Annotated in this window: 15 protein-coding genes; 4 read left to right on the top strand and 11 right to left on the bottom strand. The window is 62.7% G+C overall.

Annotation, left to right across the window (positions count from 1 at the left end):
- Positions 1-8: 8 nt before the first annotated feature.
- From LAN37_02830 to LAN37_02795, 8 genes are all read right to left on the bottom strand, one after another.
- The gene (locus tag LAN37_02830) at positions 9-443 is read right to left on the bottom strand and encodes a hypothetical protein (protein MBZ5646141.1); all 435 of its coding nucleotides are present in this window, start codon (positions 441-443) and stop codon (positions 9-11) included.
- A gap of 212 nt (positions 444-655) precedes the next feature.
- Positions 656-1,516: an ABC transporter substrate-binding protein gene (locus LAN37_02825; GenBank protein MBZ5646140.1), complete on the bottom strand. Its 861-nt coding sequence runs from the start codon at positions 1,514-1,516 to the stop codon at positions 656-658.
- Positions 1,517-1,561: 45 nt separating this feature from the next.
- Positions 1,562-2,137, bottom strand: coding sequence for a biotin transporter BioY (locus tag LAN37_02820; protein MBZ5646139.1), 576 nt, complete (start codon positions 2,135-2,137; stop codon positions 1,562-1,564).
- Positions 2,138-2,144: 7 nt separating this feature from the next.
- Positions 2,145-2,315, bottom strand: a complete 171-nt coding sequence (locus LAN37_02815) for a hypothetical protein (protein MBZ5646138.1) — start codon at positions 2,313-2,315, stop codon at positions 2,145-2,147.
- 49 nt (positions 2,316-2,364) lie between these two features.
- Positions 2,365-3,687 (bottom strand): Xaa-Pro peptidase family protein, encoded by a 1,323-nt coding sequence (locus tag LAN37_02810; protein ID MBZ5646137.1) that lies wholly within the window; start codon positions 3,685-3,687, stop codon positions 2,365-2,367.
- Positions 3,688-3,746: 59 nt separating this feature from the next.
- A complete protein-coding gene (locus LAN37_02805) occupies positions 3,747-5,384 on the bottom strand; it encodes a glycosyltransferase family 2 protein (GenBank protein MBZ5646136.1) in 1,638 nt (545 codons plus the stop codon).
- Positions 5,385-5,457: 73 nt separating this feature from the next.
- The gene (gene mqnC / locus LAN37_02800; protein ID MBZ5646135.1) at positions 5,458-6,504 is read right to left on the bottom strand and encodes a dehypoxanthine futalosine cyclase; all 1,047 of its coding nucleotides are present in this window, start codon (positions 6,502-6,504) and stop codon (positions 5,458-5,460) included.
- Between the two features lie 142 nt (positions 6,505-6,646).
- Positions 6,647-7,468: a menaquinone biosynthesis protein gene (locus tag LAN37_02795; protein MBZ5646134.1), complete on the bottom strand. Its 822-nt coding sequence runs from the start codon at positions 7,466-7,468 to the stop codon at positions 6,647-6,649.
- A gap of 116 nt (positions 7,469-7,584) precedes the next feature.
- Here LAN37_02795 and dprA point away from each other — a divergent pair, with 116 nt between their 5' ends.
- The 4 genes from dprA (at position 7,585) to LAN37_02775 (ending at position 12,260) form a co-directional block, all read left to right on the top strand.
- A complete protein-coding gene (gene dprA / locus LAN37_02790; protein MBZ5646133.1) occupies positions 7,585-8,742 on the top strand; it encodes a DNA-processing protein DprA in 1,158 nt (385 codons plus the stop codon).
- A 57-nt stretch (positions 8,743-8,799) separates the two neighbouring features.
- On the top strand, positions 8,800-9,192 hold the full coding sequence (locus tag LAN37_02785) for a four helix bundle protein (GenBank protein MBZ5646132.1): 393 nt from the start codon (positions 8,800-8,802) through the stop codon (positions 9,190-9,192).
- Between the two features lie 70 nt (positions 9,193-9,262).
- A complete protein-coding gene (topA, locus tag LAN37_02780; protein ID MBZ5646131.1) occupies positions 9,263-11,815 on the top strand; it encodes a type I DNA topoisomerase in 2,553 nt (850 codons plus the stop codon).
- Complete coding sequence (locus tag LAN37_02775) at positions 11,805-12,260, top strand: hypothetical protein (GenBank protein MBZ5646130.1); 456 nt, start codon at positions 11,805-11,807, stop codon at positions 12,258-12,260. The genes topA and LAN37_02775 overlap by 11 nt, the downstream gene beginning before the upstream one ends.
- 27 nt (positions 12,261-12,287) lie before the next feature.
- Here LAN37_02775 and LAN37_02770 read toward each other — a convergent pair whose 3' ends face one another.
- The 3 genes from LAN37_02770 to LAN37_02760 all read right to left on the bottom strand — a co-directional run bounded on the left by LAN37_02770 (position 12,288) and on the right by LAN37_02760 (position 16,027).
- Positions 12,288-13,133, bottom strand: a complete 846-nt coding sequence (locus LAN37_02770) for an ATP-binding cassette domain-containing protein (protein MBZ5646129.1) — start codon at positions 13,131-13,133, stop codon at positions 12,288-12,290.
- Between the two features lies 1 nt (position 13,134).
- On the bottom strand, positions 13,135-13,914 hold the full coding sequence (locus LAN37_02765; GenBank protein ID MBZ5646128.1) for an ABC transporter permease: 780 nt from the start codon (positions 13,912-13,914) through the stop codon (positions 13,135-13,137).
- 679 nt (positions 13,915-14,593) lie between these two features.
- Complete coding sequence (locus LAN37_02760) at positions 14,594-16,027, bottom strand: sigma-54 dependent transcriptional regulator (protein ID MBZ5646127.1); 1,434 nt, start codon at positions 16,025-16,027, stop codon at positions 14,594-14,596.
- Positions 16,028-16,045 lie beyond the last annotated feature (18 nt).

Raw genomic sequence — 16,045 nt, 5'->3', positions numbered from 1 at the left:
GACCTCGCCTACTTCAAGTATTTCTCTGGGATCGGATTCTCCGGAGTCTCCGCGTCCCACATCACGTTCATGATCCACCAGCGGGCACCGTCGTTGTACAGCTGGAAGCTGTTGATCCCTCGCTGGAACGGTTTCTCATCCTTCGCATGGCGGGATTCGTAGGTGCTGAATACGTGCGCGATGTGAGCGAACTGTTCCCGCTTGTCGGCAACCTCGCGCTCGAAAAAGCTATTCTTCTCGAAGTAGGGCCCGACACTCTGGATGTAATCGTCGGCCGTGAGCACACGCGCCCCGGTCTTGGCATCGACCGGCCGCTTGCCGACCGGGATCATCCGCGCCTGGGGGTGGAAGAGCGAGCGAAAGCGGTCCCAGTTGCGCGGTTGCCCTGCGGGACCGGAGATCACGTCGTAGAGCGCGTGCACGATGGCGTCGAGCGATCTCACGTCCGCCGGGTCCGCCTGCGCCGCCTTCTGTGTTTCCGGTTGCGCCGGCGCGGGCTTGGTCTGTTGCTGGCACCATGCTTGGGTAACCAGCGCGAGTACGGCGACCGCAGTGAATCTCTTCATCACTCCTCCAGAAAGCACGTAGCAGTCAGCATCTGTGGATCCGTCGTTGACGGGACGGCCAAATGCAGGTCGCCAACCGCAGACCGTCCCTAGCCGACGAACTCCACCTTCGCCTTGTGCGGGATGACCCCGGCAGCGTGCCCCATGTCGAGCAGGCGGCGCACCGCCTCGCGGCCTTCGGGACCGTAGTCCAGCGTGCGCTCGTTCACGTACATGCCGACGAACTTGTCGGCGGAGTGGGCATCGAGGTCGCGGGCGAACTGCATGGCGTATTCCAGCGCGGCGCCGCGATGTTCGAGCGCGTACTGGATGCTGTCGCGCAACGCCTGTGTGACGCTGGAGATCAGCTCCGGGCCGAGGTCACGGCGGATGGCGTTGCCGCCCAGCGGCAGCGGCAATCCGGTCATGTCGCGCCACCACTTACCGAGATCGAGCACGCGATGCAGCCCGGCCTTGCCGTAGGTCAGTTGGCCCTCGTGGATGATGAGTCCCGCTTCGTACCTGCCTTCCAGCACCTGCGGGATGATCCGGTCAAAAGGGACAACCTCGGTTTCGACCGAGGGCGCGAAAAGCTTGAGCGTCAGGAACGCGGTCGTCAGCCTGCCAGGGACCGCGATCTTGACGTGCTTGACCTCGTCCAGGGTCAGGACGCGCGTGGAGATGATCATCGGCCCGTAGCCTTCGCCGACGCTTCCGCCGCACGGCATCAGCGCATACTTCTCCTGGATGTAAGGGTAAGCGTGGAAAGAGACGGCGGTCACGTCGAAGTGCCCGTCCTCCATCGCGCGCCGGTTCAGGGTCTCGATGTCGCAGAGAGTATGGGTGAACTTCAGGCCCTTGATCCGTACCTTGTTCGTCGCCATAGCGTAGAACATGAAGGCGTCATCGGAGTCGGGGCTGTGCGCGATGGTGACTTCGCGGATTTTCTCGGAAACGGGACTACGCGGCATCGGACTGGTGTCTTCCTGCGGACGAAAAAGCGGTGATCAAGGCAATCATCGGGACGGCTGGGCGCCCAGGCGCGGCAGCCGCGAGGCCGCTCCAGCCGCCGCTGTGATCTTGGCCACCTCGGCGAACAGGAAGGGATACAGTCCGAACTGGACGGCCTGCCACCCGGAACCTTGCGCCAGCGCCGCCAGCCAGGCCAGGCCTGCGGCGAACAGGACCAGTTCACCTGCAACCGCGGCCACTGCGCTGCGGGCAAAGCTTCTTGCGCCACGTTCCGCGATCAGGCCCACCACGAATGCGACGAGCGGGTAGGCCATCAGGTAGCCGCCGGTCCATCCCAGCAGTTGGGCGATCCCGCCAGCGCCGGCAGGATTGAAGACCGGCATGCCGGAAGCGCCTTCCGCCAGGTACAGCGCCATGGCGGCGAATCCGCGCTTGCTGCCCAGCCCCAGCGCTACCAGTAGGACACCGAAGTTCTGCAAGGTCAGCGGCACGGGAGTCCAGGGCAGGGGCAAGGTCACGCGGGCGCACAGCGCGACAAAGAAACTGGCGCCGACCACCAGGGCGATCTGGACCCACCACGTCTCGATCCGGTTCAGGGTCTGGGTTGCGGACTTGGCCATACCTTCCTCAGTGTTCGATCCGACTCTGCTGGTCCTCTTCGATCTCCTGCAGGGCCTGGCGGAGGGTGGTGTCCGACGCCTGCTTGCGCATGTGCTGCCGCGCCAGGCGGAACACCGCCGCGGCCACACCCAGCAAGGCCAGCATGCAGAACACCAGGATCACGAACAAAACTTTCATAGGGACGGAACACTAGGATACCAGACTCGGCGCCGCACCCACCCAACGACTAGCGGCCGGCCATCGTCTTCTCCACCTCGTCCGCCGCCTGTGGAAGCTTGGCCGTAAGCCGGACGAGTTTCCCGTTTTCGTCCACCCAGAACATGTCCTCGATGCGCACGCCCAGCTTTTCTTCTGGAATGTAGATCCCGGGCTCGATGGTGAACACCATTCCCTTATCGAGCGGGGCGCGGTTGTCGGCGTCATGGACGGCGAGGCCCACCTGGTGACCAAGACCATGGATGAAGTACTTGCCCAGGGGCTCGCCGTGGAGGTCTTTGCCGTGCGCGTTGATGTAGTCCTTGGCCACGGTGTAGAGCGAATCGGAGCCGATCAGCTTCGAGTTGCCGGCGACGAAGGCCGTGGCGGCAGCCTTCTGCGCACCCAGAACGATGTCGTAGATCTCGCGCTGGCGCGCCGTGAACTTGCCGGTGGCGGGGAGGGTACGCGTGATGTCCGCCGCATAGCCGGCGTACTCTCCGGCGACGTCGATCACCACCACGTCACCGGCTTGCGCCGTGCCCGAGTCCTCGGAGTAGTGCAGCACGGTGGAGTTGAGGCCGGAGCCGACGATCGGCGAATAGGCCGGGCGCTCGCATCCTCGTTTCTCGAACTCGTACTGCATGAGCGCCGAGATCTCGCGCTCGGTAATGCCGGGCTTCATGGCCTTCATCGCCGCCAGGTGCGCCGCAACGCTTGCGTCCACCGCATGCTGGATGCGCTGCATCTCGCCCCGGTCCTTCGCCATGCGCAGGGCGGTGACCAGCGGCTTCACGTCCTGGAAGGAGATGTAGTTAGGGAAAGCGTTGGCGCGCTTGAGCCACTTGAGAGGATCGGCGGAAGGGGAAGTCTCGCCGAGGTCGGAGAGCACCGTCGCTCTCGGCTGCGGCAGGATCTTCACCAGTTCGTCGCGCAGCTTGTCCAGCATTTCGACGCGGTCGAAGCCGGTCACCTCGCGAGCCCGCGGATCTTCCGGCCCGAGCTTCGGCCCGGTCCACTTCTCCTGCGTCACGTTGTGCGCGGGCAGGAAGAGGATCTCGGTGTAGGGGCGTGCCGGCTGGCCGTTGCCTTCTTTTAATTCCGGCGCGATCAGGACCGCCGCACCTGGCTCGACCCAGCCGGTCAGGTAAAAGAAATTGTTGTTCTGCTTGAAGCCGTAGACGTCGTTCTGACCCTCGGCCTCGGTGGCGGCGAACAGGACCACTACGCCACCCTCGGTCTTCTGCGACAAGGCCACGCGGCGAGCGTGATAATCGGCTTTCGGCTGCAGGTCAAGCGCAGCACAACAGAAGGAACTCAATACGACAGCGATCGACAACAAAACGTTTCGCATTCTTTTTCCTTGAGACGAAACACAACTGGGTACTGAGTACCGCGTACTGGGTACTTGATTCACACTCCCACCGGAAACGGCTTCTCATGCAGCTCCGCGCCCGATCCCACGGCCAGCTTCTCGAACCGTCCTTGCAACAGCGACATCAATCCCGTGTACCAATAACCTAAGACGAACAGGATCAGGAAAGGTACGGTGATGTAGTTCTCGTTGTCGATCGCGTAGTACACGGTGCTGGCGAAATAAGCGCCGATCAGGAGTTCGAGCCACGGCACCAGCCCGAGGCGCTTGCGATACTTCGCCGCCGCTTTCGACTTCTCGCCCTTGATTGCGACGCTGTACTTGGGCGTGCGCGCGAACGCCGACTCCTTGCCGATGATCGCCTCCAGTACAGCCTTGGAGTTGGTCAGCGTGAGCCCGATACCCAGCGCCATGAGGAACGGCAGGAAGAGGAACACACGCGGCCAACTCCGCGGGAACAGCTCCTTCTGCGAGACCAGATAGAAGCTGGAGATGCTGAAGGTCGAGGCCAGGAAGAGCGGCACGTCGATGTACAGCATCTGGAACCAGCCCTGATAGAAGCGGATGACCATGGCGGGCAGCAGCAGCGTCGAGAGCACGATCATGAGCGGGTAGCTGATGTTGGCCGTCAGGTGGTACCAGGCCTCCATCTTCACCCGGCGCGGCACCTTGCTCTTCAGGACGGTGGGCAGGATCTTCTTCGCCGTCTGGATCAGTCCCTTGGCCCAGCGCGCCTGCTGCGTCTTGAACGCGGTCATCTCGATGGGCAGCTCCGCCGGGCACTCCACGTCCTGGAGATAGCGAAACTCCCAGCCCTTGAGCTGCGCGCGATAGGAAAGGTCGGTGTCTTCGGTCAGGGTGTCGTGCTGCCAGCCGCCGGCGTCGTCGATCACGCAGCGGCGCCACATGCCGGCGGTGCCGTTGAAATTGAAGAAGGCGTGGCTGCGCGAGCGACCACCGTGCTCCAGGATGAAATGTCCGTCGAGCAGGATGGCCTCGACCTCGGTCAGGAAGGAGTAGTTGCGGTTCAGGTGCGCCCAACGGGTCTGCACCATCCCGACCTTGGGGTCGGTGAAGTGGTGGATGACTTTGTGCAGCCAGTCCGGGGGCGGGACGAAATCGGCGTCGAAGATGGCGACGAATTCGCCCTTGGCGGTATTGAGCCCTTCCTGCAACGCGCCGGCCTTGAAGCCCTCGCGACTGTCGCGGTGAAGATAGGTGATGGGATGTCCCATCGCAGCATAGCGGTCGACCACCGCACGCGCCACATCCACGGTCTCGTCGGTCGAATCGTCCAGCACCTGGATGTCGAGCTTCTCACGCGGGTAGTCGAGCTTGCAGATGGCGTCCACCAGCCGGTCGATCACAAATTGCTCGTTGAAGATCGGCAGTTGCACGGTGACCCGCGGCAGCTCGGGGAAGCGCGCCGCCGGCTCGGTGACCTTGTTCTTGCGATTCCGGTAGTACATCCAAACCAGCACATAGCGGTGGATACCGTACGACGCCAGCAGGATCAGAACGATGAAATAGGGGATCAGCAGGGCAAGGTCGAAAGCGTTGACCTCGTAAAGGCCGTGGAAGGGCGTACGCTCGATCTGCGTGCGCAGCCAGTGTCCGACGCCCCGGTTGGGCGCTGCGTAGATTAGAAAAAATCCGATTAGGGCCGGGCTGGTCAGGACAGTAACTCCCGTCGGCGGGTCTCACCCACCGCGAAACCAATGATTCTACCTGATTGCCATAAAGTCACGGCTAGTTGAGGAAGAAGGTCCGGTAGAGCGTGTCGCGCCGCGCGGGGCGAAATCCGGCGTCGCGGATGATGCGGCGCAGTTCCTCCTCCGTGGTGCAGTTGGAGGTGCCGGCGGCCTTGACCACGTTCTCCTCGAGCATGACCGAGCCCACGTCGTTGCCGCCGAAGCGCAGACCGAGCTGGAGCACCTTCAGCCCCTGGGTCACCCAGCTCGCCTGCACGTTCTCGAAGTTGTCGAGGAAGATGCGCGAGATGGCCAGCGTCTTCAAGTACTCGACCGAGGTGGCCTCGTCCCAGCCGCGCCCGCCCAGCGCCGTATTTCCCGGCTGGAAGGTCCAGGGGATAAAAGCGGTGAAGCCGCCGGTCTCGCTTTGCAGGTCGTAGATGCGCTGGAAGTGATTGACGCGGTGCTCGAGCGTCTCGCCGCAGCCGAACATCATCGTGGCGGTGGTGCGCATGCCCAGCTTGTGCGCGGTGCGATGCACTTTGAGCCAGTCCTCGGTCAGGCACTTCAAGCGGGCGATTTTGTAGCGGATCTCATCGTCGAGGATCTCGGCGCCGCCGCCGGGGATGGAGTCCAGTCCGGCGTTGCGCAGGCGTTTGATGGTGTCCTCGACCGAGAGTGCGTTCAGCTCGGCAAAATGCAGGATCTCTGACGCCGAGAAACAGTGCAGGTGCACTTGCGGGAAGCGCTGCTTGATGCCGCCGAGCATCTGCTCGTACCACTCGATCTTCAGGTCGGGATGCAGACCGCCCTGCATGAGCACGCCGGTGCCGCCCATCTCGACCGTCTCGCGCACCTTGTCGTAGATCTGCTCGAAGTCAAGCACGTAGCCCTTGGCGCGTCCGGGACCCTTCACCGGCGCATAGAAGGCGCAGAAGGTGCAGTACTCGGTGCAGAAGTTCGTGTAATTGATGTTGCGGTCGATGATGTAGGTGACCACGCCCTCGGGATGAAGCTTGCGGCGCACGGAGTCCGCTTCCATCCCGATGCCGATGAGGTCGTCGGAACGGAACATCTCCAAGGCTTGTGGCTTGGTCAGCGACATCGCCTCTATTTTACCGTGCCTGCGTTCTTAACCGGTGTCATCCCGAACGGCATTAGCCGTGAGGGACCTGCTCTTCTTGATGAGCAACAGCAGGTCCCTCGGGGCTGAAGCCCACTCGGGATGACACCGTGGAATAACGTGCCTACCGCGATGCTGCTTTCGCGCCCACGAACTCCAGCGGCGGCGCGGCTGCGATGGCGCCACACTCCACGGCGTAATGGAAAAACAACTCCATGCCGGCCAGGTTCCCGGCATCCAGCGAAAAATCAATGTTCTCGGTGAGGTAGCTGCGGACCGCATCCTCGCTGATGCCCACGCGCGGCGCCCATTCGCGGGCCAGCGCGTCCACGTTCTGCAACCCATGGTCGCGCGACTGCTGGAAGATCTGGACCAGGTCCACTGGGCTGTGCTCCGCCGCCTCGGCCCGAACGGCCCAGAAGGCAAAGACGAACGGCTTGCCGGTGAGCCGGTTCCACTCCTCCGCCAGGTCGTAGCAGACAAATTTGTTGCGGTCCACGGTAAGCGCGGGGTCGCCGATGATCAGGGCCGCATCGCACTCCCGTAGCATGTCGCCGAGGTCCGGCGCCATGGCGTGGAACTGGCGCGCTCCGCCCCACCACTTGCGAAACAGCACGCGGGCCAGGGCCACCGAGGTGCGCGAGGAGGTGTCCGCGGCGACCGTCTTTACTTCCTCGATCGGCTTCCTGCAGACCAAAAGGATGGAGCGCACCGAGCGTTTGCTGGCGATGGCCACGTCAGGAATGATCTTCAGCCCCGGGATGAACGTGCAGGCTACGACGGGAACGATCCCGATATCCGCAGTCCCGGTGCGCAGCGACTCGGCACAGAGCGACGGGACGGTGTAAGAGATCTCAAAGTCTTTTCCGGCAGATCCGTGGACGAGGTCCCACATCAGCGGCGCCGTATTGAGGAAGGAAATGGCGGAGATCCGCGGCCGTGGCATGTCGGAGGCAATTCTAACAAAAGCCCTGCGTGAACCACGCCGGCCGCTGGTCACACGAATAAGCGCTCCATGTCCTTGACGCGGAAATTTTGCCGCAGGTACCCTCAGCGGTTACCGTGGACACTGCCGCGACCAATCCGGTAGCCGCCCATCAACTCGAGTGGCTGGCTCTCTCCCTGACTCCGGGGCTGGGACCGACCCGCAGCCGCCACCTCGTGGAGCACTTCCAGTCCGTCGCCAATGTCTTTCACGCCTCGCTGACGGAGCTGGAGGGAGCTGGACTGCCCGCTCCCGCCGCGCAGGCCATCGGCACAGGGAAGTCGCTGGAATCGGCCGAGCAGGAGATGGTGCGCGCGGTCTCCGCCGGGGCCCAGATCCTGACGCTCGACGACCCGCTCTACCCGCCGCTGCTTCGACAGATCTATGACCCGCCCATCGTGCTGTACGTCCGTGGGGACCCGTCGGTGCTCTCGCGCCATGGGATCGCGGTGGTCGGAACCCGCCATCCGACACCCTACGGCATGGGCATGGCGGAACGCCTCGCCTGCGACCTGGCCAACGCAGGCTTGGTGATCACGAGCGGCCTGGCGCGCGGCGTCGATGCCTCCGGTCACCGAGGCGCCATCCACGCCAAGGGCCGCTCGGTGGCCGTCTTCGGCACCGGCGTGGACGTGGTCTATCCGCGCGAGAACGGCAAGATCGCCGACAGCCTGCTGTCGCTCGGCGGAGCCCTGGTTTCCGAATTCGCACTGGGCAGTTTTGCCGCCCCGCAGAATTTTCCCATCCGCAACCGCATCATCAGCGGTCTGGCGCTCGGCGTCCTGGTGGTCGAGGCCGGGGAGTACAGCGGCACGCGCATCACGGCGCGCTGCGCGCTGGAGCAGGGCCGCGAGGTCTTTGCCGTCCCCGGCAACGTCACCAACAAGCTTTCCTGGGGGCCCAACACCCTCATCAAGCAAGGGGCCAAGCTGGTCGCCACCTGGGAAGACGTCTTTGAAGAGCTTCCTTCCGCGGTCAAGCTCGAACTTGTTCCCGCCAAGCCTGAATCCTCCGGCCCCTCGACCGCATCCTTATTTGAGGAAGAGAAGCTCTCGCCCCATGAGAAGCTGGTTTTTACCCAGCTGAAGAAGGATGAACCGACTCACATCGATGAGTTGGTGGAGCGTTTGGAACCCCAGGTATCTTCGTCGGAGATCTTCGCGGCGCTGTTCGAGCTGGAGCTGGCGGGAAAGATCCGGCAATTGCCGGGGAAGAATTTTGTAAAAAGCTTCTAGCTCCTAGCTTCTAGCTACTAGCCACCTGGACCCAAGTGGATGTGGGGCGGAGTTGCGATGAAGGACTTCAAGGACCTGAAAGTCTGGCACAAAGCCCACGATCTGACTCTCGATATCTATCGGATCACCGAGAAATTTCCGAAGCGGGAGATTTATGCTCTCACGAGCCAAATCCGGCGCTCCGCGGCCTCCATCGGCGCGAATATCGTCGAAGGATGTGGCCGCAGATCGGATCGAGAATTCAAGCGGTTCGTCCAGATCGCTCGTGGGTCGGCCAGCGAGACCGAATACCACCTGATACTCGCGCGAGATCTGGCGCTGTTGTCAGAGGCTGATTACAAGCGGCTTGAAGCCAAAGTAACAGAAGTCGAGCGTATGTTGACGTCCTTGGTCCAGGTGCTGGAGCCATCGTCCCAGCGTAATGTTTCCGCTCGCGTCGGGGCTGGCTAGGAGCTAGTGGCTAGCAGCTAGAAGCTCATTCATGCTAGTTTCAATCCGGGGGTAAACCCAGGGAGTAGTTTTGGCTAAAGCACTCGTCATCGTCGAATCGCCCGCTAAGGCGAAGACGATCAACAAATATCTCGGGAAGGACTACGAGGTCGAAGCCTCGCTGGGCCACGTCAAGGACCTGCCCAAGAGCATCCTTGGTGTGGACATCAAGAATGACTTCGCGACCGACTACGTGGTCATTCCCGGCAAGGAAAAGGTCCTCGCCAATCTAAGGAAGAAGGCGAAGACCGCCTCGGCGATCTATCTGGCCCCCGACCCGGACCGCGAGGGCGAGGCCATCGCCGCGCACCTGGCCGAAGAGCTGGCCGGAAACGGCGCCAAGGGAAAAAAGAAGAACGGCATCCCCGTCTACCGCGTCACCTTCAACGAGATCACCCAGAAGGCGGTCCGGGAGGCGTTCGAGCACCCTCGGGAGATCGACCGCAATCTGGTGGACGCGCAGCAGACGCGCCGCGTGCTCGATCGCCTGGTCGGGTACCAAGTCTCGCCGCTGCTGTGGGACAAAGTGCGTCGCGGTCTCTCCGCCGGCCGCGTGCAGACCGTGGCGCTGCGGCTCATCGTCGACCGCGACCGCGAGATCAAGGCCTTCCAGAAGAAAGAATACTGGACGCTCGATGCGCACCTGAGCTCGGGCAAGCCGCCGGCGTTCGACGCCTACCTGATCGGCGCCAATCCCGACAAGAACCTGGTCCCGAACGAGGAAGAAGCCAAGCGGATCCAGGCCGCCCTGGAGCGGGCGCAGTGGGTCGTCACCAATGTCGAGAAGAAAGAGCGGCGGCGCAGCGCGACTCCGCCCTTCACCACCAGCAAGCTCCAGCAGGACGCCTCGCGCAAGCTCCGCTTCAGCGTCAAGCGCACCATGATGATCGCCCAGCGGCTTTACGAAGGCGCCGAGCTCGGCGAAGAAGGTTCCGTCGGCCTCATCACCTACATGCGTACCGACTCCACCGCGGTCTCCAAGGATGCCATCGGCGAAGTTCGCGGATACATCACCGGCGAATTCGGGCCACAGTACCTGCCCGAAACGGCGAATGTCTACAAGCAGCGCAAGGAAGCGCAGGCCGCACACGAAGCCATCCGTCCGACCTCGGTGGGGCGCACGCCGGATTCGATCAAGCAGTACCTGAAAGAGGACGAGTACAAGCTCTACAAGCTGATCTGGCAGCGCTTCGTGGCTTCGCAGATAAATCCCGCGGTGTTCGACCAGACCAGCGTGGACATCGAGGCGCGTTCCAATGGCGATAGCTTCCCGTTCCGCGTCACCGGGTCCGTGCTCAAGTTCGACGGTTTCCTGAAGGTTTACGAGGAGGCCAAGGAAGGGAAGGACGAAGAGGACGAGGCGCTCAAGCACAAGCTGCCTGCGCTCGAGGCCGGCCAGAAGCTCACGCTCAAATCGCTCAAGCCGGAGCAGCACTTCACCGAGCCTCCGCCGCGCTACAACGAAGCCTCGCTGGTCAAGGAGCTGGAAGAGCGCGGGATCGGCCGCCCGTCCACCTATGCGACCATCCTGTCCACCATCCAGGAGCGGCAGTACGTGCAGAAGATCGGCGGCAAATTCGTGCCCACCGAGATCGGCCTGGTGGTCACCGACCTGCTGGTCGAGAACTTCAAGGACATCTTCGACGTCAGCTACACCGCGCGTCTCGAAGAAGAACTGGACGAGATCGAGGAAGGCAAGGAGAAGTGGACCGACGCCCTGCGAGAGTTCTACAAGAAATTCGAGAAGGACCTCCGATACGCCGCCAAGCACATGGAGAACATCAAGCGTATGGAGAAGCCCACGGACGAGAAGTGCGAGCGCTGCGGCTCGCCTTTGGTCATCAAGTGGGGCAAGCACGGCTCCTTCTACGCCTGCAGCTCGTACGACAAGGACGACCCCAACACCTGCACCTTCACCAAAGAGAACCCCATCGACCTGCCGGACCTCGACTCGGCCGACATACAGGAGACCACGCAGGAGGAGTACTGTGAGAACTGCGGCCGCGTGATGGTGCTCAAGCGCGGGCGTTTTGGCCAGTTCATGGCCTGCACCGGCTATCCGGATTGCAAGACCACCCGCCGCCTCGACCAGGGCAAGAAGGTCCCGGATATCCCGCTCGACGAGAAGTGCCCGCAGTGCGGGCGCAACCTCATCCTGCGCCATGGGCGCTACGGTGAGTTCACCACCTGCAGCGGCTACCCGGACTGCAAGTGGGTCAAGCAGAACTTCATCGGGATGAAGTGCCCTGTATGCAAGAAGGGCGAACTGGCGGAGAAAAAATCGCGCTTTGGCACGACCTTCTTCGGATGCGACCGCTATCCAAAGTGCAAGTTCACGTCGGCGCACAAGCCGCTCGAGGAACCGTGTCCCAAGTGCGGCTCTGCGTATCTGGTGCTGAAGAATCTCAAATCAGGCCCGGTGATTTCCTGTCCGAACAATAGGGGTGGCGAGGAAAAAACGCGCCGGCGTCGCAAGCCGGAACCGGAATCCACGGTGCAGTGCGATTATTCCCGCCCTGCGCCGCCGGAGATGTTGCCGGCGCGGATAGAGACCAGCCACCCGGAGGCTTCGAATGCCGACTGACCCCACTTCCACCGATGCCCAGATCATCATGCAGCTCTACGATCTCCGCCGCGAGGCCGAGATGCGCAAAGCCCGCAACTGGATCATGGGCGAGTTCTGGCCCAATTCTGTGGACGATCTCCGCCGCATCCTGATGGCCTTTCCCAGCCAGGAGAACAACTGGTACCGGCAGGTGCTCGGATACTGGGATATGGCGGCGTCGTTCGTGGTCCGCGGCGTCCTGAACGCCGATCTGTTCTTCGACAGCTCCGGAGAGATGTATTTCATCTACGCCAAGCTGAAGCCGTTCATCCAGCCGCTGCGACAGGAATTCCAGTCGCCGGAGTTCCTGGCTAACGTCGAAAAGGTGGCCGAGGCGACTCCGGAGACCCGGGAACGCACTGCGCGCCTCCAGGAGCGCATCGCCGCCTTCCGCCAGCGCATGCTGGCCAAGGCCGCGAAGTAGCCCCCGAAGCCGAAGACCAACGGCGCTTCAGGAGATGTATTCCTTGATGTACTCGTCTCTTGTCTGGCTCAGATCCTGCGCCGTGCCGTCGAAGATCACCTTGCATTCCTTCAACAGGAGGAAGCTGGTGTGCACGTCGCGCGTGCTCTTGAATGCCAGCGGACGCATCTCGTTCTTCTCCGTATCAAAGTAGTGCGTCGCCATGGTGAAGGCGTCCTGCAGGCGGTGGGTCACGAGCAGGGCGGTGGTTTTGTACACGTCGCGCTGCTTCACCAGGAGCTCGACAATGGTCGTGGACGTGATCGGGTCGAGACCGCCGGTCGGCGAATCGTAGAAGAGGACCTCGGGCTGGGTGATGATGGCGCGGGCGATGGCCACACGTCGCCGCATGCCCCCCGAGAGTTCCGCCGGAAACATGTTCACCGTGTGTTCCAGCTCGACGAACCGCAACGCCTCTTTCACTCTCCTCTCGATCTCGTCCTCGGGAGCCTCGCCTTCCTCGATCAGCCGGAATGCCACATTCTCCCTGACGGTCAGGGAATCGAAGAGCGCGCTTTCCTGGAACACCATCCCGACCTTGCGCCGCAGCTCGAAGAGTTCCCGCTCCTTCATCTGCGTGACGTCGTAGCCGAGCACGTAGATGTGGCCGCGATCGGGCTTCATCAGGCCCAGAGCGAGCTTGAGGATGGTGGACTTGCCCACACCCGCCACGCCGAACACCGCCTTGGTCTCGCCCCGTGCCACTTCGAAGGACACGCCGTCCAGCACCTGATTCCCTTCGAATTCGATCGCCACGTCGTCGAAGACGACGGCCTTGTGGTGGGTCGGCTGACCGGCGCCGGCCGCTTCCTGGTTGGTCAGCAGTTCGGCCATATCAGTGGGGGAAGAAGACCATCAGCACGCGGGTGACGAAGAAGTCGAGGATCAGGATCATCACGGAAGCCGCCACCACGGCCTGCGTCGTGGACCGGCCAACGCCCTGCGTTCCGCCGGTGGTTGAGAGCCCGTAATAGCAGCCCACGCTGGAGATGATGAACCCGAAGAACACCGGCTTGACCAATCCCATGAGCACGTCGGCGAACACCAGGTTTTGCCAAGCCTGCGACCAATACTGATTCGGATCGAGTCCCAGCATGAAGTACGCCACCATGAATCCGCCCGTCAATCCCACCAGGTCGCTGATGATGGTCAGGAAGAAGAGCATGAAGACGGTGGCCATGACGCGCGGCGTCACCAGCTTGCGGCTCGGATCGGTGCCCAGGGCGCGCATGGCGTCGATCTGCTCGGTCACCTTCATCGACCCGAGCTCGCTGGCCATGCCCGACGAGTTCCGACCCGACACCATCAGTCCGGTCAGCACCGGCCCCAGTTCGCGCACCATGGAGAGCGACACCAGTTGGCCGATCAGCGAGAGGCTGCCGAACCGCTGCAACGTATTGGCCCCCTGCAGCGCCAGCACCGCGCCGGTGAAGAAGCCCGTCAGCACTACGATGGGCAGCGAGCCCACGCCGATCAGGTCGGCCTGCATCAACGTGTCCGCCACGTATCTTGGATGTCCGAAGACGTTGGCGATCGACCGCCATGCCAGCAGGGAATAGTTCTGCACCGCCAGCACCGTCTGCTTGGCATAATCGATGGGCGACAGGAGTTCCATGGGAAGGCCGCACTATAACAGAGCGGGCGGGTTTTGGTCAGCCGCCAATTTCCGTTGATGTCCAGCCTGCAAAGCGAGTCTTGACATCTTCTAGGGCAGGTATTCCTTCGCGATGGGGTTATCCTTCCGCTCGCTGTTCCACACCTCCGCTGCCACCCACCACCGCGTGCCGTCCCAGTAGAGGTCCAGGCTGTTGATGCCCCGGCCGATCACTGGGCCGTCCGGCTTCTCGCGGCTCTCCTACGTGCTCCAGATATGCGCGATGTTGCCGAAGCGGCGTGTCTCGCGATGGACCTCCTGCTCGAAGAAGCCCTTCTTCGCCAGCCAGTCACGGGTGCGCGCCACGTACTGTTCGCGGGCATCACCTCGGCCACCGGCTTGCCGTCCTTCTCGCCCATGGCCACAAACTTCACGCCGGGAACGTAGAGCGTGCGGTCCCGGTCCCAATCGCGCGGCTGGCCCGCCGGCCCGGAGACCACCTCGTAAGATGCCTTGACCACTCCATCGACGGTCGCGACGTCTTCTGGCCGCGGCGCCTTGCCCTGCGTCCAGTCCGATATGCATAGCAGCACAACATCGATCGTAGCTTTCATGCCCCGATCAGAAATCACGACTCGCAAATCACAAATGAAAAGGCCCCTCACCTTCCGGCGAGAGGCCCTGGTAGCCCGGAACCCAGCTAGTCGCGTCCCTTGCGTTTGATCTCGATGTTCAGCCGCTTGATCTTCTGATTGAGAGTGGAGAGCGGGATATGAAAGCGCTCCGCCGCCTCCGTCTGGTTCCAATTGCACTTGTCGAGCATATCCACGATGATGCGCCGCTCGCACTCCTCCATGATGTCGAACAGCGAAGCCTCCGGCCGACCCTCGAAGGCCGGCGCGGCGATCCCCCGCCCGGTGATGCCCGCCGGCAGAAGGTCGGAGGTGACCACCGGCCCCGATGCCAGCACCACTGCCCGCTCGATCACGTTCTCCAGCTCGCGCACGTTCCCCGGCCAGCCGTAGTCGAGCAGCGCACGCAGGGCCTCGGGCGCGATTTTGAGCTCCGGCTTGTCGTTATCCGCGCAGAATTTCTTGAGGAAGTGCTGCACCAGCTGGGGGACGTCTTCGGGGCGCCGGCGCAGCGGGGGCAGTTCGACCGTGATGACATTGAGACGGTAATACAGGTCCTCGCGGAACTTGCCTTCCTGGACCGCCTGGCGCAAGTCCAGATTCGTGGCCGCGAGCACGCGCACGTCCACCTGGACTTCCTGCACACCGCCCAAATGCATGAACTTCCTGTCCTGAAGAACGCGCAGGATCTTGGCCTGGGTGTCCAGGCTCATGGTGCCGATCTCGTCCAGGAAGATGGTGCCCCCGTTGGCCACTTCGAAGAGCCCCTTCTTGGAGGCGACCGCGCTGGTGAACGCGCCTTTGACGTGTCCGAAGAGCGTGGACTCGAGCAGATCCGCCGGCGTGGAACCCGCGTTGACCGGCACGAAGGCGCGGTCCTTGCGCGGCGAGTTCATGTGGATCGCCTTCGCGATCAGCTCCTTGCCCGTGCCGCTCTCGCCCTGGATCAGCACGGTCGAGCGGCTCGGCGCCACCTGCGCCACCAGGTCGAAGACGCGCAGCATGACCTCGCTCCGGCCCACGATGTTCTCGAAGTTGTAGCGCTGTTTCAGGGCGCGCTTGAGCTGGATGATCTCCTCTTCGGCGCGCTTGCGGCCGACGGTGACGCGGACGTCCGCCAGCAGTTTCTCGTTGTCCCACGGCTTCTGGATGAAGTTGACCGCCCCGGCCTGCATGGCGTTGACGGCGTTCTCCACTGTTCCGTAGGCCGTGATCATGACAACCGCCATTTGTGGATCCCGGTCGCGGATCTCCTTCAGCACTTCGAGGCCGTTGCGGTCCGGCAGCGCGAAATCCAGCAGCACCAGGTCGAAAGGCTGGCCCGCCATCTTCGCCAGGCCCTCCTCCCCGCTCTCGGCGCTCTCCACCGAGTAGTTTTCCAACCCCAGCAGCGTCTCCAGCGATTCGCGGATGGCCGCTTCGTCGTCGATGATCAGGATGCTGGGCGCGGCCGCCTCTTCTTCGATTTTCGTCTTGCGGGGCAGAACGGCTGCTTCAGACATGGGTCCCTCGTTGCACTG

The organism is Terriglobia bacterium (assembly GCA_020073495.1).
Taxonomy (GTDB): domain Bacteria; phylum Acidobacteriota; class Terriglobia; order Terriglobales; family Acidobacteriaceae; genus JAIQFD01.
Note: the sequence above shows the minus strand (reverse complement) of the source record. Positions and strands in the feature narration are given on the sequence as shown.